A 22541-nucleotide genomic window follows, 5' to 3' on the forward strand; every position below is an offset into this window, starting at 1 on the left:
AAGATCAAATGAAGCCAAATGAAGAGGAATCCTAATACTTAAAAATGCTCTTGATTATATTGAGAAGGAACACAATTGTACATCATAAATGATCATTTTTGTACAAAATTATATTGACATTTATAAATGTAACCAATCTACTAAAAGCCAACTGCCAATATTTTTAAACTTCTTTAATTCTTAACATAATTTTTAGAAAGCATTTAAATAATTACCCGTTTTGTTTTAGATTAGCTGTCTATACTAATATCGAGGTGAAAATGATGCACAAAATTATCGAAAATAAAAAAAACATAATTTCTATTGCTTTGTCCTTTTTAATTATGGGATTAATTTGCTTAATCTTATATCAGCCATTTTCTTATTATTTAAGTAACCCTGAAACTTTAAAAACAAAATTAGAGCTACTTGGAAACTGGGGCAAGTTAATTTTAGTATTAGTGATGAGTCTTCAGGTAGTCTTTGTCTTTTTACCTGGTGAAATTATCGAAGTAGCTGCGGGATTTTGTTATGGACCAATAGAAGGTTTAGGAATTTGTTTATTGGGCTGTATTTTTGGCAGTATTATTATTTATTGGTTTATTGAAAAATATGGCATCAAATATGTTCAAAAGTTTTTTGATTTAAAGAAGTTTCATGAAGTTGCTTTTTTAAAAAAGGAAAAGAATTTAGAAATAATCATTTTTATTATTTTCTTTATTCCTGGGACTCCTAAAGACTTATTAACATATCTTGCTCCTTTTACTAGAATCAAATTACCAACTTTTTTACTTATTACCACGATTGCTAGAATTCCGTCAGTTATTACCAGTACGATTGGTGGCGATGCTTTGTTTAGTCAAAATTATCCTTTTACAATTCTTGTCTTCGTTATAACCGGAATTGTCTCATTAGCTGGTCTAATAATTTACAATTATTATATTAAAAAGAAAAATCTTTAGAAAATCTTTGGAAATCATCCCTACTAATCTTTATACAATCATTCTATAATAAGAAATTGAAAGAAGGTATGATTATGACAAAAGATAATATTCTAGTAGTTGAAGACGAACAAGAAATTGCTAAAGCAATTGAAATCTATTTAAAATCACAAAATTACAATGTCTATATTGCCAACAATGGCCAAGAAGGTTTAGAAATGATCGACAAACATGAAATTCATCTGGCAATTGTTGATATTATGATGCCAATCATGGATGGAATTGAAATGACGATGAAATTACGTGAAAAATATGATTTTCCGGTTATTTTTCTCTCAGCCAAATCTGAAGATATCGATAAGATTACTGGCTTAAATATCGGCGGTGATGATTATGTTACTAAACCTTTTGTTCCGATGGAACTGTTAGCTAGAGTTTCATCGCAATTAAGACGCTATCATAAATACTTGGATATGCTTGATAAAAACCAAGAAACCAGCAATAAATATATCGTCGGTGGTTTAGAATTAGATTTAGACACTAAACAGGTTACTGTTGATGGAAAATTAGTTAAAGTGACGCCAATTGAACTTAAAATTTTAGAATTGCTGATGAAAAAACCAGGACGGGTTTTTTCTAGCGAACAAATATATGAAATAGTCTGGAATGAAGCAGCTATTAATACCGAAACAGTTATGGTGCATATTCGTAATTTACGAGAAAAAATTGAAATCAATCCTAGTAACCCCCAATATTTAAAAGTAGTCTGGGGCGTGGGATATAAAATTGAAAAAATGTAGGTGATAAAATGACAAAAAAGAAAATTATCTTTTCAATTCTATCTCTAATTATTGTCATAACATGTAGTATCGGAGTTTTCTCCTGCTATCGTGTTGTAGAAAATCGGCAAAATGAAATTCATTTCAATGATACAACCATCTTATATGATATATTTAGTATAGTTTATCCCGTTAGTTACGAACTTAAAGATGGTGTTGACAGTGACAAATTAAGCCAATATATAACTGCTAATCAAACCGCCACCGATATGTTTTATCAAAACGCTATTGCTGACGGCCAGTTAGTACTGACTGAAAAAAGAAATATAAAATATTATGCCGAAAGTGATAGTCGTATAACTGGCAATACTAGCGATGCTCTATCAAATATCAGTAACGACCAAGAACTTCAAGATAAATATCAATGGTACATTAGATTATCATTTGATGAAAATGGCAGTTTAACTTATGATAGTTTAGGTTGTGATGAAACAAGTAATCAAAATTATGAATTAATCTGGAATAATTATAAACAAAGTTCTTTTAATTATTTAGATGAATACGATGTTAATTGGCAATTAGCTAATCCTACTAACTTTACTATTTATATAGCCGTACCGACAAATATTGTTGCTAATTCTAATGACTATCTGGCTGATTATGCAACCTATTATTTAGAAATAGCTAATATTTTTCCTTTTGCTTTTATAGCTGGGTTAATTGTTGTTTTATACACTTTAATCTATCCATACACAGTTGAAAAAGAAGTTGGCGCTTTAAAATATCCAGCTAAAATTAAATTAGAACCTTTGTTTATTCTAGCAGCTATAGTATATACTGGAATTATTGTTATTATTTATGGCCTGATCGTTGATTACAGCAACGGATATTTTATTGACAAGTTAAATGCTATTGGCTTTAATCAATATAGTGGATTAATCGTTGCAATGATGAACGTTATTGCCTGGTCAGCACTATTACTGCTTATCCTTTTTACAACTTATTATTTTAAATCTTATTTTAAAGAAGGGTTAATTAATTCATTAAAAAATAATACAGTCTGTGCCTGGATAATTAAATGGATCAAACGTTTAATTGATAAAGCTGCTGATTTTGACTTTAATAATGAAGTAAATAAGACTATTTTAAAAATAGTAATTGTTAATGCAATTATTGTTTCGATAATTTGTTGTTTCTTTACTTTCGGTATCTTTTTTACCTTAATTTATTCAATTATTATTTTCTGGATTTTAAAAACTAAGTTCCAGCAATTCCAAAATGATTACCAGGTTTTATTAAACGCTGTCAAGCGTTTATCTAATGGTGATTTTGATGTAGAAATTCATCAAGATATCGGTATATTTAATACTTTAGGTCATGAATTTACTAATGTAAAAAACGGTTTTGAAAAAGCCGTAAATGAAGAAGTCAAATCTCAAAAAATGAAAACTGAGTTGATTTCTAATGTTTCCCATGATTTAAAAACTCCTTTAACCTCTATTATTACTTATATCGATTTATTAAAAAACAATGATCTTGATCAAAACCAACAACAAGAATATCTTAACACCTTAGATCGTAACGCTTTAAGATTAAAAAAATTAATTGATGATTTATTTGAAGTTGCCAAGGTTAACAGCGGTGATATCAACTTACACCTTGTTCCTGTTGATATAGTTGCATTGATCCAACAGGCAAAATTTGAATTAGATGATCAATTTAAAGCTAAACAGCTAACATTTAAAACTAATTATCCAAATGAGAAAATTACGTTATTATTAGATAGTTCTAAAACATATCGTATTTTCCAAAATTTATTAATTAATATTAGTAAATATGCTTTAGAGAATACTCGAGTTTATTTAGACGTTATTAAACGTGATAATCAAGTAATCATTACCTTTAAAAATATCTCTGCTGATGAAATCAAGATATCTGAAGCTAAATTAGTTGAACGATTTGTGCAGGGGGATACTTCTAGAAATACCAGTGGTAGTGGTTTAGGATTATCCATTGCTAAAAGCTTTACTGAAATCCAGCACGGAACTTTTACTATTAATGTTGATGGTGATTTATTTAAAGCAACGGTAATCTTTAATTTAGATAAGTAAAATAGATTAGAACAAAGTTCTAATCTATTTTTTATTTTTTGGCATACCTTTTAATTATACCAATTCCAATTGGATACGGTCCAGTGTGCACACCAATCGTTGCCCCAATTTGTCTTACGAAAACCTCATCATCAAATCCTGGAAAAGCTTTTTTTAATTCATTTACAAAAACATTCTTAAACTCTTCACCTTCTGCTTCGTCATAACCAAATCCCACTGCAAAACGATATTCATTAATATCAGCATTAATTTCTTGAAGATAGCTAATTGCTTGTTCAATCACTTTATTTTTAGATTTTTTACGACCACGGGTTATTCCATTATTAAATATTTCACCATCTTTCAATAGAATCAATGGCTTAATTCCTAGTGCTCCAGCAGCGATTCCCGAAAGTTTTCCTACTCGACCACCATGAATCAAATAATCCATACTGCCAATCGTAAAAAAGATTCGTCCACTTTCTTTAATTTGATTAATAAAAGCCACTGTTTCCTCCAAAGTTGCGCCACTATTCTTTTTAGCTACCGCTTCTTCAACTAACATCCCGTGCAAGACAGTATTAACAGTCGCATCAATAATTTCAATTTTAGCATCAGGATAGTCATCTAATAAAATATTTTTGGCATTTACTGCCGAATTAAAAGAACCAGAAAATTTAGTAGTTATACATATGCAAATAATATCAATATTTTGCTCAACTAATGGAGTAAAAACATTTAAATAGTCTTGAATAGAAGGCATTGAGGTTTTAGGAAATACTTTAGGATTATCAACCATAAACTGATAAAAATCACGAATCGGTATTTCTTCAAGTTCTTTTTGATAATTCACGCCATCGATTGAGATATAAAAAGGTACTACCGTTACATCTAATTTTTTTGTGATTTCAGGTGATAAGTCACATGACCCATCAGATATTATCTTATACATTTTCTTCCCTCTTTTCTCATTCTGTTACCTTTATTTTACTAAACCGCTTTCAATTAGTACAGTTTTTTTCCATTATTTATAAAATATATTAAGCAAATAGAAAAAAGCTACAAAACCATTGGTTTTGTAGCTAATTAATTAACATCCATATTTATCTAAAATTTCTTGGTATTTACCACTGTCTTTAATATTTTGAAGTCCTTGATTGAACATTTCAATTAATTCAGAATTCTCACCTTTCATTACTGCCATACCATATCCAGTAGCATTTTCTTTTTCAACTGGCATTTTAAAATCATACGTTCCTTGAGAAATTGTATAACCTAAAACTGGTTCATCTTCAAAGCAAGCTGCTGCTTCACCAGCTTTTACCTGTTCAAACATTGAAGTTGAATCTTCAACTACTACTACAGTATAACCATATTTATCAGCATTCTCCTCAGCTAATGAAAGACCAGCTGTTCCCATTTTGGCAACAACAGTTTGGCCACGTAAATCTTCCCAAGAATTAATATCAGAATCAGCTAATACTGCAAATGTCTGACCAGTTTCATAATATGGATCAGTAAAGTCATATTTTTGTTGTCTTTCTTCGGTAATTGACATTCCAGCAATTACGGCATCTTTTTCACCAGATTCTAATGCTGTTACTGCAGCATCAAAACCTAATGCCTCTACTTTATAGTCAAAACCTTGATCTTCCGCAATGGCAGCTAAGAGTTCCATATCAACTCCAACTAATTCACCATCAACTTCCATTTCAAATGGTGGATAAGTAACGTCAGTACCGATAGTGTAAACCTTATCTCCTGAATCATCACCTGAACCGCCACACCCTACTAATCCTAGGGCCATAATACCTGTTAGTGCTACTTTTAATAATCTTTTCATCTTTTTCTCCCCCTTTTGCCTAACATTTATAATATCTTATTCAAGAAATCAATTGTTCTTGATTCTTTTGGATGTAGAATCACCTCTTCTGGTGTTCCTTCTTCAACGATGTAACCTCCATCCATAAAGATTACTCGTGAACCAACCTCTCTGGCAAAGCCGATTTCGTGAGTAACTACTATCATTGTCATTCCTTGCTTAGCCAGGCTTTGCATAACTTCCAATACTTCTCCAACCATCTCCGGATCTAAAGCGCTAGTTGGTTCATCAAATAACATAATATCAGGATTCATCGCTAATGAACGAGCAATAGCAACTCTTTGCTTTTGACCACCAGATAATTGAGATGGATAATTATCAGCTTTATCTTCCAAGCCAACTCGTTTTAATAAACTGTAAGCTTTTTCTTTAGCTTCATTTTTGCTCATTTTTTTCAATGCAACTGGTGCTAGCATAATATTTTGTAATACTGTTTTATGTGGGAAGAGATTGAAATGTTGAAAGACCATTCCAATATTCTCTCTTACCTTATTTAAGTTTGTCTTTTTATCAGTCAAATCATGACCATCGACAATTACCTGGCCACCAGTAATATCTTCCAAGTGATTTAAACATCTTAGAAAAGTTGATTTACCAGATCCAGAAGGACCAATCAAACAAACTACTTCACCCGTTTTTATTTCTACACTTATATCTTTTAATACTTCCAATTTGCCAAAATTTTTCTTTAGATTGTTGACAATAATTTTACTACTGTTTTCCATATGAATACCTCTTTTCTAATACTTTAGATAACTTAGATAACAATAGACAGACAACTAAGTAATAAGCAGCCATCATACAGTAGAGAACCATTACCTGATCGCTTGCAGCTGAAGCATGAATACGTCCATTATTAGTCAATTCACGCACTCCAATTGTTGATAATAATGATGTATCTTTAATGGAAATAATGTATTGATTAATAATAGAAGGTAACATCGTTCGGATTGCTTGTGGCAAAATAATTTTTATCATAGTTTTACCATAACCTAAACCTAACGAACGTGCTGCCTCGAATTGTCCGACATCAACTGATTCAATTCCAGCTCGAACAATCTCTGACATATAAGCACCAGCATTTAAAGTTAAAATAACTACCCCAGCGGTAAAAGCACCACCAATACTATTCCACTGAAAGCCAGTACTTGCTCTTAAAACTTGAGGAATACCATAATAGATAATTAAGATTTGTACCAATAGTGGTGTTCCCCGAATTAAGTCTATGTATACTCGGCTAATAATTTGAAAAATTCTCGTAATAATATTTTTATTTTTTGCAGAATTAACTAGTCCAATTATAATTCCAAGTAACGATGCAAAAATTAACGATAGCACTGATAATCTAATAGTCATCAAAAATGCATCAAAGTAACTAGGAAAATATTCAACGAATATATTAATTAGATACATTTATTTTGCCCCCTAACAATATTGTATACAAGTATTACAGAATTCAATATACACGATATTATCTGAAAAGTCAAATAAATATTTATCATTATAATATATTTTTATTAAAAACGTTTGTTTTTAATCTTGATAAATAAAAAAACTATAACAAAAAACTAGTTTATAAACCAGTTTCCATTATAGCTTTTAAACATTAATTATTTAGTTGTAAGTAATAAGTAGGATGTTGCAGTCCTGTTGGCTTATAATACTCATCATGATCATAAATAAACCCTAATTTATTTAGTAGCTTTTTTGAAGCTAGATTATCAGGATTATGTCCAGCCATTAAATATTTTGCCTTCAAAATATTAGCTGCATATTTGATTATAGCTTTAGCAGCTTCGTAGCCATATCCATGATGCCAAAAATCCGGGAGTAAGTGAAATCCTAGTTCATAACCATTACTATCTATTTTTCTCAAGCCACAGCAACCAATAAAATTTTCACTTTCAAGTTCAAATACTGGCCAATATTGAACATGATTTCTTTGATTACTAGTAATTTCTAAATCAAGACGATTAATAATATCTGATAAATCAAAACTACCTGTAGCGCTTATATATTTTGTTACCTGGCTATTTCCCCATAAACGTTTAGCCAATTCCAGATCATCATTATTCCAGGTAGAAAACTTTAAACGTGATGTTTGTAAAAAATATTCTCTAGTCATATTTTTTTACCTCCAAAATAAAAAGACGATTTGATATCGTCTTTATTATAAAATTTTATCTGATTTTGGCAAGACAATTTTAAAAGTAGTCCCCTCATTTAATTTACTACTTAAATGAATATTACCATGATAATAATGAACAATATGTTTAACGATAGCTAAACCTAAACCGGTTCCTCCAGTTTCCTTATCACGCCCTTGATCACATCTAAAGAAACGTTCAAAAACCCGTCCTTGATCGATTTTAGAAATACCACGGCCAGTATCACTAACTTCAATTACAATATCACTATCAGCATCAAATACTCTAATTAATATTTTTCCATTTTCAACATTATATTTGATAGCATTAGTAATCAGATTATTAAATAATTGATGCATATGTTGATGATTGGAGATATACGTAATATCTTCTACTTCTTTTGTGACTGTTAAATGACGTTTATCAATTTCCACCCATAAAGCATCAACAATTTCATCAACTAATGGTACAATATGAACCGGATGTTTTATTACATCAATATCTTTATTTTCTAAGCGAGAAATCATCAAGATATCATTAATTAAATTAGACATATTATCAACTTCATCATGAATCTTATCTAAAGCTTTTTTTCTTGAAGCATCATCATTGATTACTCCGGTCTCTAATAATTCACTATATCCACGAATAGAAGTAATTGGAGTTTTTAATTCGTGTGAAACATTAGAGAAAAACTCTTGACGCATTTTCATAGCATTATGTTGTTCTGTTATATTAACAAACAGTAAAGTAACGCCATAATCTACTTTAGCGACATAACAGTTATAAAATTCTTTTTCTTTTTCAATTTCAACTACTTGACGTTCAATTGATAAATGATCTAAAGCATTAATAATCTTAAAATCAAAAATAAAATCCTTGATTGACTCATTTAAAACAATCCGATCCCCATATAATTTTTGGGCTTTACGATTGACCATCAAAACATCAAGATTACTATCCAATAAGATAAAACCTTCCTTCATCTGGTCAAGAATACCATTGATCTTAATTCGTTCTTCTTTCAGTGTTTTTAAAGTATCATGAATCGTTTTAGCCTGTTCCTCTAGTTTAGAGGCAATAATATTAAATTCATCATACTTATAAATATCAAACTCTAATTCACGATAATCTTTCATTTTCATAACTTGAGTTGTTATTTCCTGAAGTGGCGCTGTCAAGGTATTAGAAAAACGTTTAGATAAAATCAATGCGATAGCCAGTGAAATAATAGCACCTATCCCTAAAGGTTTTATTAGCATTGGAATATAATCAAAAATACCATCATATGGAACTGAAAGTCGCACGATATAATCATCATTAAAATAAGCAACGTATAACATATTTTCACCAACGGTTTGAGAATAACGAGTGGCATAACCAACTCCATCACTTAAAGCCTCTCTAACCTCTTCTCGTCCATAGTGATTTTCTTCAATTGTATCAGCATCACTATCGGCTAGAACATCACCATTAGTATCAATGATCGTCAAACGAGTATTCTCGTTATACGCAAGAGGATTTAAAGCTTCCACTTGGGCCTTTAAATCCTTAGTATCATCTAACTGATATTCAATTAATCGAACAGCATACAACATATCTTCTTCAGTGTTTTCTAATTGTTGATTAGAAAGAATGACCATTGAAACACTGCTTGATAGAACTAACGTAATGACTAAGACAATTAGAAAATAGCGAAATATAGTTTTATTCACTATCATCATCTCCTTCGTAGAAACGATATCCGACACTACGTACTGTTCTAATATACTTATGTCCATCATCTTTTAACTTACTACGTAAAGCTCGAATATGCACGTCTAGAGCTCGTGATTCACCAATGAAATCATATCCCCATATTTCATTTAGTAATTCTTCACGTTCAACAACGCGATGTTTATTGTCCATCAAATACACTAATAATAAATACTCTTTATTAGTAAGTTCTAGATTATGCCCATCCAAAGTTACTGTTCTTGTTTGTTTATCTACTGTTATATGTTTAGTTTTAATAACATCACTTGTTTTATGACGGCGTAACAATGACCGGACCCGTGCTTGTAACTCAAGAATTCCAAATGGTTTAGTCATATAATCATCTGAACCACTGTCTAAACCATTTACTTTATCAATTTCACGATCTTTAGCACTTAGAATTAAAATTGGTAATTCATTATTAGTTTCTCTAATTTTTACAATTGCTTCCAGACCACTCATTTTAGGTAACATTAAATCAAAAATAGCTAAGCTTGGTGCTTTTTTATCAATCTCCGCTAAAGCATCAATTGCATTATCAAATTGAACTACCTCATAACCATTACTTACTAGTGCCAAATTTATAATCTCGCGAATATTTTCATCATCTTCAATTACAAAAATACGTTCAGCCATTGTTTACCTCCTAAATTAATCGTGAATTATCAATTGCTCCTGTTTGGTTAAATTCAACCCATTCACAGATATTTACAGCATGATCACCGATTCTTTCAAAATATTTTGCAATCATCAAGAAATTGATTACAACATCAATATTATCTGCAGATTCTTTTACTATCTGAATTAATTCTACCTTAACTTCTTCAAATAGTCCATTCATTTTAGATTCCATTGTTTTAATTTCATTAGCTTTATCAAGACTTGACTGATGGAAAGCTTCAACAGAACCTTTAACCATATCTTTAGCTAATGCAGCCATACTAGGGATATGTTCGACCATTTTGTAAGGACTTGAAACATCTGTTTCTAATAAAATTTCTGCAATATCAGCACCTTGGTCACCAATTCTTTCCAAATCAGTTACAACTTTTAATGCTGTAGAAACAGTTCTTAAATCACTTGCAACAGGTTGTTGTTTTAAAATTAATGATAAACAACGTGCTTCAATTGTTCTTTCCATATCATTAATTACTTTATCACCTGAAATAATATCTCGACAAAGTTCCCGATCACCACTTTTAAAAGCAGTAATACAGTTTTCAATTGCTAGAACAACTGAATGACACATTTTATCTAAATCAACATGTAATTTATTTAAATCATTTTCAAAATTACTTCTTAACATATTAATCTCCTATCCAAATCTTCCGGTAATATATTCTTCAGTCCGTTTATCCTTAGGCATACCAAAGACATCTTTTGTTTTACCGTATTCTACCATTTCTCCCACTAAGAAAAAAGCAGTGTAATCAGCAATACGACTTGCTTGTTGCATATTGTGAGTTACAATTGCAATCGTGTATTTATCTTTTAATTCTAACAATAATTCTTCAATTTTTAAAGTAGAAATTGGGTCTAAGGCACTAGTAGGTTCATCCAATAAGATTACATCTGGTTCCACTGCTAATGCTCTGGCAATACATAGACGTTGTTGTTGCCCACCTGATAATCCTAATGCACTTGTATGTAAACGATCAGAAACTTCTTCATAAAGTGCAGCAGCTTCCAATGATTCTTTAACAATTTTATCTAATTGCTTTTTATTTTTGATTCCATGAATTCTAGGACCATAAGCAACATTATCGTAAATACTCATTGGAAAAGGATTAGGCTGTTGGAATACCATCCCAACTTTTTTTCTTAAGACAGTTGTATCAACTCGTTGATCATAAATATCTTCACCATCTAAAGTTACTTTTCCAGTTATTTTAACATCTTTTACATAGTCATTCATACGGTTCAAAGTCTTTAAGAAAGTTGACTTTCCACACCCTGAAGGACCAATAAAAGCAGTAATACAATTTTCTTTAATATCTAGATTAACACCCTTTAAAGCGTGCTTTTCACCATAATATAAATCTAGATTTCGTGCTTCAATTTTATTTTCCATTCTAATCCACCTTATTTACATCAAATTTATTTGAAATCCATTTTGCCAGGAAGTTCAATCCTAAAACTAAGACAATTAGTACTAAGGCAATAACAAATGAGATTTCATAATCTCCACGTGCCATGTTCAAATATAATTGAATTGTCAAAGTTGCACCAGAGCTAAATAAATGACTAAAGATATTTGAAGGTAAAACACTTACTGATCCAGCAGTAAATAATAATGCTGCAGATTCAGCAACAATTCTACCAATACCAAGAATAATACCAGTTAAAATACCAGGCATTGCACTTGGAAGTAATACCGTTCTAATCATATACCATTTAGTAGCTCCAATACCTAATGCTGCTTCACGATAACTCTTTGGCACTCCCTCTAAAGCCACTTGAGTATTTCTAGTTATGATTGGTAAAATCATAATTGCTAAAGTTAATGAACCAGTTAAAATTGAAAACCCTAATCCTAGCAAGTTACCAAAGAACAGCATTCCAAACAAACCGTAAATAATTGATGGAATACCCGCTAATACTTCGGTTGTAAAAGAAATAACTTCAACAAATCTTTTATTTTTAGCATATTCATTTAAGAATACTGCTCCTCCAATTCCAATTGGACAAGCAATCAATAAAGTAACAATAACAATATATAATGTATTAATGATATTAGGTAAAATACCAATAGTACCATTTAAAAGACTAGTAGCATTTACTAAATATGAAAAATCAAAATATGGAACCCCACGATAAACAATATAACCAATACATACAACCAAAACAAATACTGAAAAAGCACTTGCCAGTTGAATCAAGAAATTTAAGACTTTATCACTAATACGATTTTTTTTATCGTAAATACTTAAACTATTCATTTTCGTCTCCTCTCTTGATGATAAATGTTAAAATTAGATTTATCGCCATAATAAAAATAAATAATACTAAACCGATCGTAAATAATACTTGACGGTGAGTTCCAGAAGCATAACCCATTTCTGATACGATACCAGTTGTTAAGAAACGAACTGAATTAAATGGTAATGGTGCATTGACTGAGTTACCAGCTACTAATAAAATAGCCATCGCTTCACCAATTGCTCGTCCTACCCCTAAAACTATCGCAGAAACGATACCTGATTTTGCACTAGGCAATACAACTTTAAAAATTGTTTGCATTTGGCTTGCTCCCAAAGCCAAAGAACTTTTACGATAATCATCTGGAACAGCTTTTAAAGCAGTTTCTGTAATATTAATTAAAGTAGGCAAAATCATAATTGCCAAAACAATAATAGCAGAAATTAAGTTGGCTCCACCAGTAAATTGATGAGTTTCTGATCCGGCAAAAATCCACATTTCGATTTTATACATAAATGGACAGACAATTAAAATACCTAATAACCCATATACTACAGATGGAATACCAGCTAATAATTCAATTGCAGACTTAACAATTGATCTAACTCGAGGGTTAGCTAATTCAGCTAAGTTAATAGCTGTAAATAAACCAATAGGTACCCCGATTAAAATTGCTAAGAATACCCCAACAATTGACGTTAAAATAATCATTAAGATCCCAAATTGAGGATCCGCAGCCGTAGGTGCCCAAACGCTGCTAAAAAGAATATCGGTAAGTCCTACTTCAAAAATTGCAGGAGTACCGGAAATAATCATATACCCAGTAATAGAAACTACTGCAACTATGGATACAATAGCACAGCCACGAAATATTATCGCGGCTGCCTTTTCTACCATAGACTTTGTTTTTCTATTACTAATAATAGATAACATGTCTTTTTTCATAATTTACTCCTAGTTTGGACTAACTAATCCACATTGTTCGATGATTTTTTGTCCAGCTTCACTATTAATGTAATCGAATAAAGCTTGAACAGCTTTGCTTTGTTCGCTGATTTCACCTTTAGTTGCCATTACGAATGGTCTTTGTAATGTGTAAGAACCATCTTTAATAGTATCAGTACTGATTGCAACATCATCTAAAGTTAAAGCTTTAACTGTATCATCTAATGCTTCAAAAGAAACATATCCAATAGCACCTGCAGTTTCAGCTACACGAGCTTTAACAGCACCAGTTTCATTTAATTCTTGAGCATAAGCACATTGATCTTCAATACCTAAGATTTCTTCAAAGGCTCCACGAGTTCCTGAACCAGCTTCACGTCCGATAACTACGATTTCTTGATCTGGTCCACCAACTTGAGACCAGTTAGTAATTTGACCAGTATAAATTTGAACTAATTGATCAGTAGTTAAGTTATCAACTGCATTATCAGGATGAGTAACAATTGCAATACCATCAATTGCAACAACATTTTCAACTAAACCTTGACTCTTTTCATCATCAGTTAATGCTCTTGATGAATCACCAATATCAGCAGTTCCATCAATTGCTGCTTCAATACCAGCACTTGAACCAGTAAATTGTGGTTCTAAAGTTAAGTTAGGATATTCTTGTTGAATACCTTCAGCTAAAGTATTAACAAATTCTTCCATTGAAGTAGAACCATTTAAGCTAATTGTTCCGCTGATGTCTCCACCTTCAGAAGAATCATTAGATCCGCCACCGCATCCAACTAACCCTAAGCATAATACTAATGTTAATAAAACTCCAAATACTTTTTTCATACTTTTTAAATCCCTTCCTTTATCTTTTCTTAAGACACATATATAATAATCAAATTGATAGTCCCGTTATATCAATAATGTGTATTTATTATGTTAAGTTTATGTAAAGAAAAAAGAGAATCCCCGCTAATTCTCTTTTGAATACATCGTTAACATCTCTCTTAACCTAATATTAACATTTCTCCGTAAACTCTCTGGAGCTACAACTTCAATTTTATCTTGAAGCATCATTATCCAGCCAATCAAGCCATCAGATAAAACGACATCATTAATAACCGCTTCAATTCGTTCTCGATCAATTCTTCTAACATAAATATCTTGGCCAAACTGACTAACTATTTCCCTAATTACTCTTCGATCAAAAATAATTTTTAAATCAATATGCTCTTTACTAAAAAACATATTAACACTATTTTCAAATTCCTTAATGACATCATAACGATCTTGAAGATCTTCATAACGTCCCCTTTGTTGCAAAACTAAACGCATGCGATCAATTCGATAGACTGATAAACTATCTTTTCTTTTGTTAAAATAACCGACTAAATAATAAATTGAATTACGCACCAAAACCCGATATGGTGAAATGACATATGTTTCAGCATCAACATTACCATTAGTATGAAATACTTCTACCAAACGATTATCTTTAATATCATAACTGACATATTTAAAAGAAATATTACGATGATTATTTATTGCTTTGATGATTGTCGTTAAACTAACTAACAAATCAAAATCTAATTCATGGTTTTTATTATCTTCAATATATAGGCGTTCTTGTTGATTACAAGAGCTTAATATTAATAACTTATCTAACAGTTGTTTGGCTGACTTTTGATCTAATGCATTATTTGCCATAACACTATCAACTAAAAACTGCAATTCACCATCTTCAAAAAAATCTTCATCAATAATAAACCCTTTGCGTCTAATCGTTTTTATTAACTGCTTATTAGTAAAACAATAATAAAAATCATTAATTCGCTCTACTAAACTATAAACAGTTTTAATATTAACACTAATATCATATTTGGCTAAAGCTTCAATAATTTCTTTACCTGTAATTGCCTCTTTGCTTTCCATAATCACTTTAAAAACATAAAACAATTTTTTACCCATGTTATTCTCCTAATCATTAATCAATTCAATCGGTACATACATCATTTTAGCATATTTACGATATAATCGTGGATTATAATTATATAATGCCGGTAGATATCGCTCAATTTCATCATCAATACTTACATATTTAAAATAATGATATACCTTTTTATATTCCTTTTCTAGCAATAATATCCGACAAATCAAATAATAATATTTATCCTGGCTGAAATTTAATTTTTGACATACCGATAAAACAAATGGTTCGATTACTTTAGGAGAATATTTTATCAAATGTCTTAATAGGCAATATATTTCAACTGAAAAACCACCTAGTTCTAAAATATGGTTTAATAATTTATATTTATAGACTAATAAAGGATAAAAATGCTGATCAATCAATATATTCATCATAATCAAATGATATTCCATAGCTTCAAAACTACTAACCCGATCAATCAAACGTTTTATTCTAGTAAACACTAAAATTTCAATTTCTTTATTTTTAGAAATTTTTCTTTTCAACATATGTAGATCCATACTTTGATTAATTAAATCATGGACATCTTGAATATCATCACATAACTTTAATAAATAACGTTTTACACTAATAATATCCTGATCATATACACACCAATAACTTTGTTTCATTTATCTCACTCCCTTTATCTACATTTATTATAGTATTTTCTTACAATTTTATACCAACACAAACCCCTTTTTTAAATCCTAAAAAACGGTTTTAAATAAAAAAAGCGAGATTTCTTAAATCCCGCTAGATATTTAATTGTACGTGTGTAAGTGTTAATCTCTCAATTGATCTTAATTAGTTTCCCCTGCTTCTTCTTGAAGCTTTTGTTTTTCTGTTAATTTGAAGAACGGATAATATAAAAGCATATCCAATAAAATAAGTCCAATAACCATAATACCAGCTTTAATATCCATACAACCAAGCGCTGCGCCTATTGGAGCCGGTGTTGTCCATGGAGTCTCAATTACTCCTTTACCAACGATATTAAATGCCATTAATGCATATGCAATAATCGAATTAACTACTGGTACAAATATAAATGGTATCATCATCAATGGATTAAGAACCATTGGCAAACCAAAAATTATTGGTTCATTGATATTAAAAATTGCCGGTCCGATTGATAATCTTCCCAATGTTTTCAGCTCTTTTGATTTAGATCTTACTAATAACAAACATAATCCCAAGGTAGCTCCCCCACCACCTAAAGTAATTACATAAGACCAGAATGGTTGTGTGAAGAAATGAACAATTGTACTTCCTTCACTAAATGCAGTAATGTTTGCAACTAAATACATCTGCATAAATGGTAATCTAATTGGTTGTGTAATGCTTGCTCCATGTAATCCAAAGAACCAAAATGTTTGAGCAATAATCGTAATCAAGCAGATTCCTACCAAAGAATCTAATCCAGAAACTGCAGGCGCTAAAATAGTCATCAACATGCTAGGTAATAATTCACCACTTAAATTTTGAATTACTAAAGAAGCACCATAGAAAATAACCACACAAGCAAATAATGGAATGATTGCATCAAATGATGAAGCTATTGCTGGTGGTACACCTTCTGGAAGTTTAAAACGAACGTCTTTCTTCAATAAAAAACGCATAATTTCAACACAGCCAATAGAGCATAATATTCCTGTAAAAATTCCCTTAGCATCTAAATATGTAGTCGGAATATACGATCCTGCTTGTGCTAATAAATCCGATGCACTGGCTCCTTCATTAATTAAAGCACTAGGCACTGCTGAAAGTGATGGTGCTGACATAATTAGAAATACAGCAGTTGTAACAACTGCAGCATTTAGACCTGGCATATCATATCTTTTAGCTAAATGATATGATATTGAAAATGTGACAAATAACCCCATTAACGCCATAGTCATATTATATGGTACTTGAAGCACAGCCTTATATGTTTGTGCCCAATTATACCATCCCATTAACATATCACTGATAAATCCCCAATCAGGTAATGTATCTGGTGTAAATGGTGGTGTTGAAATAATTAAACAAACCCCACCCAAGATAGATAATGGAATTGCAACAACCATACCATCACGAATTGCTGCTAAATGTTTTTGATTCCCTAATTTGTTGGCAACCGGAACCAAAGTACGATTAGCAAGTTCATTAAACTTATCCATAAAATTCATTGCTATCTCCCCTTTCTTTACCTGAAAGTATATATAACAGCAAAAATAAAATCAGTAAATTTCCAAAACTTTGAAGTTATTTCCAATTTTTAGAAATAACTTGTAATAAAAAGAAATTTTATTATAGAATAAAAATAATGCCCTTAAACTCATCAAAAAACATTCTTGACAAATCACATTTTTATTATTGACTTTCACTTTTATCCAACTATAATTACTAATGTGTAAGTGTTATCTCCTCAATGATAAATAAAATCATGACGGAGGTAAAATATGAAATTAATTATTGAAAAAACTGAAAAAGAAATGAGCGAAAGTGCTTTGCACATTTTACTTGGTGCGATGATGCAAGACAAGCGAGTAAATATTTCCTTAACAGCTGGAAAATCACCAATACAACTATATAAAATGATGGCTCCACTTGTTAAAGATAAAGAACAATTTAAAAATGTTCAATATTATTTATTCGATGAGGCTCCATATCAAGATAAACCATATGGTCCAAATTGGGAAGAGATGCATGAGTTATTTTTTGACGCTGCCAATATTCCTGATGAGCAAATTCACACAACGACTATGGAAAATTGGGAAAAATATGATTGGGAAATTCGTCAAGCTGGTGGTCTTGATGTCATGTTGATCGGACTTGGATGGGACGGTCATTTTTGTAGCAACTGTCCTAGATGTACTCCAATGGATAGCTATACATATATCATGGATCGCAAAACTAAAAATAAGCTTAACCCAACATATCCACCAAAACCAGATTTACCTTTTACATTATCAATGGGGCCTAAAAGTTTAATGCGTGTAAAACATCTAGTTATGATCGTAAACGGAAAACATAAAGCAGAAATTTTAAAGAAAATGATCGAATCACCAATCAGTGATGAATTACCATCAACAATCTTAAAATTACACCCTAACTTTACAGTTATCTGCGATCAAGATGCAGCTTCATTATTAAACATAGATGATTACAAAGAATATCGACTTTAAAATCATCATACTAACTCCGGGACTATCCGGAGTTTTTTGGTCTTTCCAAGATTTGGAAATTAATTGTCGATAGACTACTTGAATTGTTATAATTTAACATTGAAAATGGAGGTAATTATGGCAAACAAGAAAATTAATCAGTTACAATCGAAAAATGTTATTATTGAAACAAGAACCAGAAGATTTTTTGCCCTATTAATTGACTGGTATTTGACTCAAACGATTTCAGTAATCCCAATTACGTTTTATCTGCGTAACGGCGACTATCTAAAACCCTATATGTTTGATTTCAGTTCCTATTCATTTCCTGTAGGTTTAGGATTAATCATCTATGGAATAATAATCGGTCTTATTTATTATTGGTTAATTCCATCATACCTTTTCAATGGCCAAACCATTGGTAAAAAAATATGTAAAATTAAAATAGTTACAACTAACTATCAGCCGGTAACTGGGAAAATAATGTTTATACGTGAAATATTTACCAGTACTTTAATTGAAGGGGGGATTTTAATAACTGCAACCCAATTACATCGTATACCTGGTTTATTAGGTTTTAATAATATAACAACCTATTGGCAATATTTAGCGTATATTATAACAATTATATCAATAGTATATGCTTACTTTAATTCTAAAACCCAATCATTTCATGATATAGTTGCAAAAACCCTAGTAATTAAAAGTAAGTAATATTGTCAATGACTTCAATAACATGTTATAATATCGTAAATTAATTTTTTTAAAAGGGTGGTGATAGTTTTTGTTTAATTTAGTAATTATTTTATTATCTACCATAAACAGTGAACCCAAAGATTCTAATAATTATAAAATTGCTAAATATTTATTAGAAAATCTCCATACCCTTGAAGATTTATCGATATCTGATCTTGCAAATGAGTGTTTTGTTTCAAATTCTAGTATTTCACGTTTTTGTAAAGAAATCGGATTAAATAATTTTAATACACTAAAAGCCCAAATTATTAAAATCCCATTAGAATACCGTTATGCAAGTAATAAATTTGATTTTCAATCATTTGATAACAATTTTTTAAAATCATATATTCTATCAATCATCGATAACTTAAAGCATTTATACAGTAATGAGCTAAATAACAAGATTACTAATTTGGTAAAAGACATTCACTCTTATGATAATATTGGTGCTTTTGGCTATATGCATTCTGAAAGTGTTGCATTAAATTTGCAGTATGATTTGCAAACAAATGGCAAATTAATCTTTACGCATATTAAATTCACAAATCAAATTGATTTTATCAATAATAGTGATGGCAATACACTAATTATTATTTTCTCAGAATCTGGTTCGTATTTTAATCGAGTATTTCCTAGAAGTACTCCTTTCCATAATCAAAAAAATAAACCTAAAATTGTTTTAATAACTTCAAACAAAAATGCTTCATTTTCATATGTTGATGAATATATTTTTTACACTTCTCGTAACGATTATGCAAGTCATCCATATGGTCTAATGGCTATTGAATCTATGATATCGCTTAAATATGCCGAATATATCCATACTCATTAGATATCCTGAAAGGATATCTTTTTTATAAAAAAGGTATTCACATTAATGAATACCTCTTAGATTATAAATTATGTTGTTTCATATAACGAGCAATTAAACGATAAATCGCTCTTTCGATTAAAACTCCGATTGCTGATAAAACTAAACCACTTAAAACAATTGATAATGAAACATTGGCTAAATGTAAGATATTACTAAATAATAAGATTGCCAAAATGAAACCAAATACCATCATTAAACAAATCAAAATTCTCAGTTTAGTAAATGGATAACATGAACGAATTACCGCAATCATTGAAATAGTTATTAAAACATAGTACATCAATGTCACTGATTCTAGCTGATTTAAGCCAAAATTACTTCCAAATAACATAATTCCAATAAATATTATAACTACCGCTAAAGCATTTCCGATAGCCTTAGAAAATACCTTTGGTAAGAAACTACCTTTAATCTTACGAATATCTGATTCAAAAATAGTCATAAATGAAGGCATCGCTTCAACTAATAAATCAATCAACGTAATTTGCAAGGGAATAAATGGAAAAGCTGTATTGGTCAAAACACAGAATAGTGATAATAAAACACTATAAATTGTTTTAATAAAGAAGACTCCAGCTACCCTTGTAACATTATTAACAACTTTACGTCCTTCTAATAAAACATCTGGTAAACATGTAAAATCTGAATTTAATAACACTACTTGTGAAATTTGCTTTGAAGCATCACTACCATCAGCAATCGCAATTGAACAATCAGCGTCTTTTAATGCCAGCAAGTCATTTACCCCATCACCAGTCATTGCAACATGATGACCATCGGCTTTTAAAGCTTCAACAATCAATTTCTTTTGATTAGGTGTAACTCGCCCAAATACCGTATATTCTTGAACTACTTTAGGTAAATCCTTATCATCAACGGTTGACATATCAATACAACGATCATAATTTAATACTCCAGCTTTAGAAGCAATGGCCATAACTGTATTAACATTATCACCAGAGATAATCTTTGTTTCAACCCCTTCTTGATGGAAATACTCTAAAGTTTCTTTCGTATGATCACGAATTGTATCCGATAAAATAATTACCATCAATGGCTGCAACTCAGGTAAAGGCTGATCATCACTAATACTTTCACTAGTATACCCGACTGCTAATGCTCGCATTCCCTGCAGCATTTTATCTTTTATTTCATCAGGTAACGTTTGAGAAATGACTTTTTCAGCAGCCCCAACAACTATCGTTCCAATATCTTTAAATTCAATTGCACTCCATTTACGAAGTGAAGAAAATGAAATCTTTTTGCTACAATCATATAGATCATTTTCACCAAAATATTCATCCATAGCCTGAAAAGTAGCATTATTATCATCACTGGCACGTAAATATGACCCCATGATTTCTAATGTATCAAATTGATCATTTTTTTCAAACATAAAAGTTTCTTCTACTTTCATTTTTCCATCGGTAATTGTTCCAGTTTTATCTAAACATAATACATCAACATGCGACAGTGTTTCTAATGAATATAAATCCTGAACTAGAACTTTCTTTTTAGCTAAACGGGCTACCCCATTAGCCAAAGAAACACTAGTTAATAAAACTAATCCTTTTGGTAACATTCCTAGTAAGCCAGCAGCTGAAGAAACAACTGCTTCAAATAAAATATCTTGACGAAGCCATAATGCTTCCACAAATAAAATGATTCCTAATGGAATGATCATAAAAGTAGTAACTTTAGTTACTTTTTTCATTGAATCCATTAACTCAGAATTTTGCTCTTTTACTTTTTGAGCTTCTTTGACTAATGCAGTTGAATAGTTATTATCCCCAACATTTTTAACCTGAGCATAACATTTTCCTGAAATAACACTACTTCCTGATAATAGCTCACTATCTACTTTTTTATTAACTGGATCCGATTCTCCTGTTAATAATGATTCATTAGCTTCAATCATCCCATGAATAACAGTAGCATCATTACAAACCTGATTACCACTTTCTAAAACTAAAACATCATCTAAGACAACATCATTTATATCAACAACAGTCGTTTGACCATTACGAACCACAGTAATAGTTGGCTTAGTTAAGATTGATAATTGATCTACTAATCTTTTAGCTTTTACTTCCTGATAAATACCAATTAAGGCATTAGCAACAATAATTGCCATAAAAACTAAATTTGACCATGCTTGGACTAATACTAAAGCTACAAAAATTAAAAAATTTAACAAATTAAACAAAGTACAAACATTATCTTTAATAATCTGACCATATGTTTTACTTGCCGGTTTGCTGATCCCGTTTACTTTCCCTTCACTAGCTCGCTTAGCAACTTCTTCGTTACTTAATCCTGTTTTATAATCGATGGATCTTTCTTTTTCCAAATAGGACACCTCCAAATGCTTACATTA

Annotated in this window: 22 protein-coding genes; 6 read left to right on the top strand and 16 right to left on the bottom strand. The window is 30.7% G+C overall.

Annotation, left to right across the window (positions count from 1 at the left end; genetic code table 11):
* The first annotated feature begins 263 nt into the window (after positions 1–263).
* The 3 genes from Q0K54_RS06455 (at position 264) to Q0K54_RS06465 (ending at position 3810) form a co-directional block, all read left to right on the top strand.
* Complete coding sequence (locus tag Q0K54_RS06455; protein ID WP_294579276.1) at positions 264–941, top strand: TVP38/TMEM64 family protein; 678 nt, start codon at positions 264–266, stop codon at positions 939–941.
* Between the two features lie 74 nt (positions 942–1015).
* Positions 1016–1720: a response regulator transcription factor gene (locus Q0K54_RS06460; protein WP_294579277.1), complete on the top strand. Its 705-nt coding sequence runs from the start codon at positions 1016–1018 to the stop codon at positions 1718–1720.
* An 8-nt stretch (positions 1721–1728) separates the two neighbouring features.
* On the top strand, positions 1729–3810 hold the full coding sequence (locus tag Q0K54_RS06465) for a HAMP domain-containing sensor histidine kinase (RefSeq protein ID WP_294579279.1): 2082 nt from the start codon (positions 1729–1731) through the stop codon (positions 3808–3810).
* Between the two features lie 31 nt (positions 3811–3841).
* Here Q0K54_RS06465 and Q0K54_RS06470 read toward each other — a convergent pair whose 3' ends face one another.
* From Q0K54_RS06470 to Q0K54_RS06540, 15 genes are all read right to left on the bottom strand, one after another.
* Entirely contained in the window at positions 3842–4741 is a 900-nt protein-coding gene (locus tag Q0K54_RS06470; protein WP_294579281.1) for a DegV family protein, read from the bottom strand.
* A 138-nt stretch (positions 4742–4879) separates the two neighbouring features.
* Positions 4880–5632: a transporter substrate-binding domain-containing protein gene (locus tag Q0K54_RS06475; RefSeq protein ID WP_294579285.1), complete on the bottom strand. Its 753-nt coding sequence runs from the start codon at positions 5630–5632 to the stop codon at positions 4880–4882.
* 26 nt (positions 5633–5658) lie between these two features.
* Complete coding sequence (locus Q0K54_RS06480; RefSeq protein ID WP_294579287.1) at positions 5659–6396, bottom strand: amino acid ABC transporter ATP-binding protein; 738 nt, start codon at positions 6394–6396, stop codon at positions 5659–5661.
* Positions 6383–7084: an amino acid ABC transporter permease gene (locus tag Q0K54_RS06485; protein WP_294579290.1), complete on the bottom strand. Its 702-nt coding sequence runs from the start codon at positions 7082–7084 to the stop codon at positions 6383–6385. The genes Q0K54_RS06480 and Q0K54_RS06485 overlap by 14 nt, the downstream gene beginning before the upstream one ends.
* Positions 7085–7277: 193 nt before the next feature.
* On the bottom strand, positions 7278–7796 hold the full coding sequence (locus Q0K54_RS06490; RefSeq protein ID WP_294579293.1) for a GNAT family N-acetyltransferase: 519 nt from the start codon (positions 7794–7796) through the stop codon (positions 7278–7280).
* Positions 7797–7841: 45 nt separating this feature from the next.
* The gene (locus tag Q0K54_RS06495) at positions 7842–9539 is read right to left on the bottom strand and encodes an ATP-binding protein (RefSeq protein WP_294579295.1); all 1698 of its coding nucleotides are present in this window, start codon (positions 9537–9539) and stop codon (positions 7842–7844) included.
* Complete coding sequence (locus Q0K54_RS06500) at positions 9526–10209, bottom strand: response regulator transcription factor (protein WP_294579299.1); 684 nt, start codon at positions 10207–10209, stop codon at positions 9526–9528. Before Q0K54_RS06500 ends, Q0K54_RS06495 begins: the two co-directional genes overlap by 14 nt.
* A 10-nt stretch (positions 10210–10219) precedes the next feature.
* Positions 10220–10879, bottom strand: a complete 660-nt coding sequence (phoU, locus tag Q0K54_RS06505) for a phosphate signaling complex protein PhoU (RefSeq protein ID WP_294579302.1) — start codon at positions 10877–10879, stop codon at positions 10220–10222.
* A gap of 9 nt (positions 10880–10888) precedes the next feature.
* A complete protein-coding gene (gene pstB / locus Q0K54_RS06510; protein ID WP_294579305.1) occupies positions 10889–11644 on the bottom strand; it encodes a phosphate ABC transporter ATP-binding protein PstB in 756 nt (251 codons plus the stop codon).
* Between the two features lies 1 nt (position 11645).
* Entirely contained in the window at positions 11646–12512 is an 867-nt protein-coding gene (gene pstA / locus Q0K54_RS06515) for a phosphate ABC transporter permease PstA (protein ID WP_294579306.1), read from the bottom strand.
* Positions 12505–13437, bottom strand: a complete 933-nt coding sequence (gene pstC / locus Q0K54_RS06520; RefSeq protein WP_294579308.1) for a phosphate ABC transporter permease subunit PstC — start codon at positions 13435–13437, stop codon at positions 12505–12507. The genes pstA and pstC overlap by 8 nt, the downstream gene beginning before the upstream one ends.
* Positions 13438–13446: 9 nt before the next feature.
* Positions 13447–14280: a phosphate ABC transporter substrate-binding protein gene (locus Q0K54_RS06525; RefSeq protein ID WP_294579311.1), complete on the bottom strand. Its 834-nt coding sequence runs from the start codon at positions 14278–14280 to the stop codon at positions 13447–13449.
* A gap of 126 nt (positions 14281–14406) precedes the next feature.
* Positions 14407–15402 (bottom strand): YafY family protein, encoded by a 996-nt coding sequence (locus Q0K54_RS06530; RefSeq protein ID WP_294579312.1) that lies wholly within the window; start codon positions 15400–15402, stop codon positions 14407–14409.
* 9 nt (positions 15403–15411) lie between these two features.
* Positions 15412–16035, bottom strand: coding sequence for a hypothetical protein (locus tag Q0K54_RS06535; protein WP_294579315.1), 624 nt, complete (start codon positions 16033–16035; stop codon positions 15412–15414).
* Between the two features lie 171 nt (positions 16036–16206).
* Complete coding sequence (locus Q0K54_RS06540; RefSeq protein WP_294579317.1) at positions 16207–17574, bottom strand: PTS sugar transporter subunit IIC; 1368 nt, start codon at positions 17572–17574, stop codon at positions 16207–16209.
* 273 nt (positions 17575–17847) lie between these two features.
* On the opposite strand from Q0K54_RS06540, the gene Q0K54_RS06545 reads away from it, so the two are divergent.
* From Q0K54_RS06545 to Q0K54_RS06555, 3 genes are all read left to right on the top strand, one after another.
* Positions 17848–18573: a 6-phosphogluconolactonase gene (locus Q0K54_RS06545; protein WP_294579320.1), complete on the top strand. Its 726-nt coding sequence runs from the start codon at positions 17848–17850 to the stop codon at positions 18571–18573.
* A gap of 117 nt (positions 18574–18690) precedes the next feature.
* Complete coding sequence (locus Q0K54_RS06550) at positions 18691–19266, top strand: RDD family protein (protein ID WP_294579322.1); 576 nt, start codon at positions 18691–18693, stop codon at positions 19264–19266.
* A gap of 70 nt (positions 19267–19336) precedes the next feature.
* Entirely contained in the window at positions 19337–20122 is a 786-nt protein-coding gene (locus Q0K54_RS06555; protein WP_294579326.1) for a MurR/RpiR family transcriptional regulator, read from the top strand.
* 61 nt (positions 20123–20183) lie between these two features.
* Here Q0K54_RS06555 and Q0K54_RS06560 read toward each other — a convergent pair whose 3' ends face one another.
* Complete coding sequence (locus tag Q0K54_RS06560) at positions 20184–22514, bottom strand: HAD-IC family P-type ATPase (RefSeq protein WP_294579327.1); 2331 nt, start codon at positions 22512–22514, stop codon at positions 20184–20186.
* Positions 22515–22541 lie beyond the last annotated feature (27 nt).

This window comes from uncultured Thomasclavelia sp., from assembly GCF_944324745.1.
Lineage (GTDB): Bacteria > Bacillota_I > Bacilli_A > Erysipelotrichales > Coprobacillaceae > Thomasclavelia.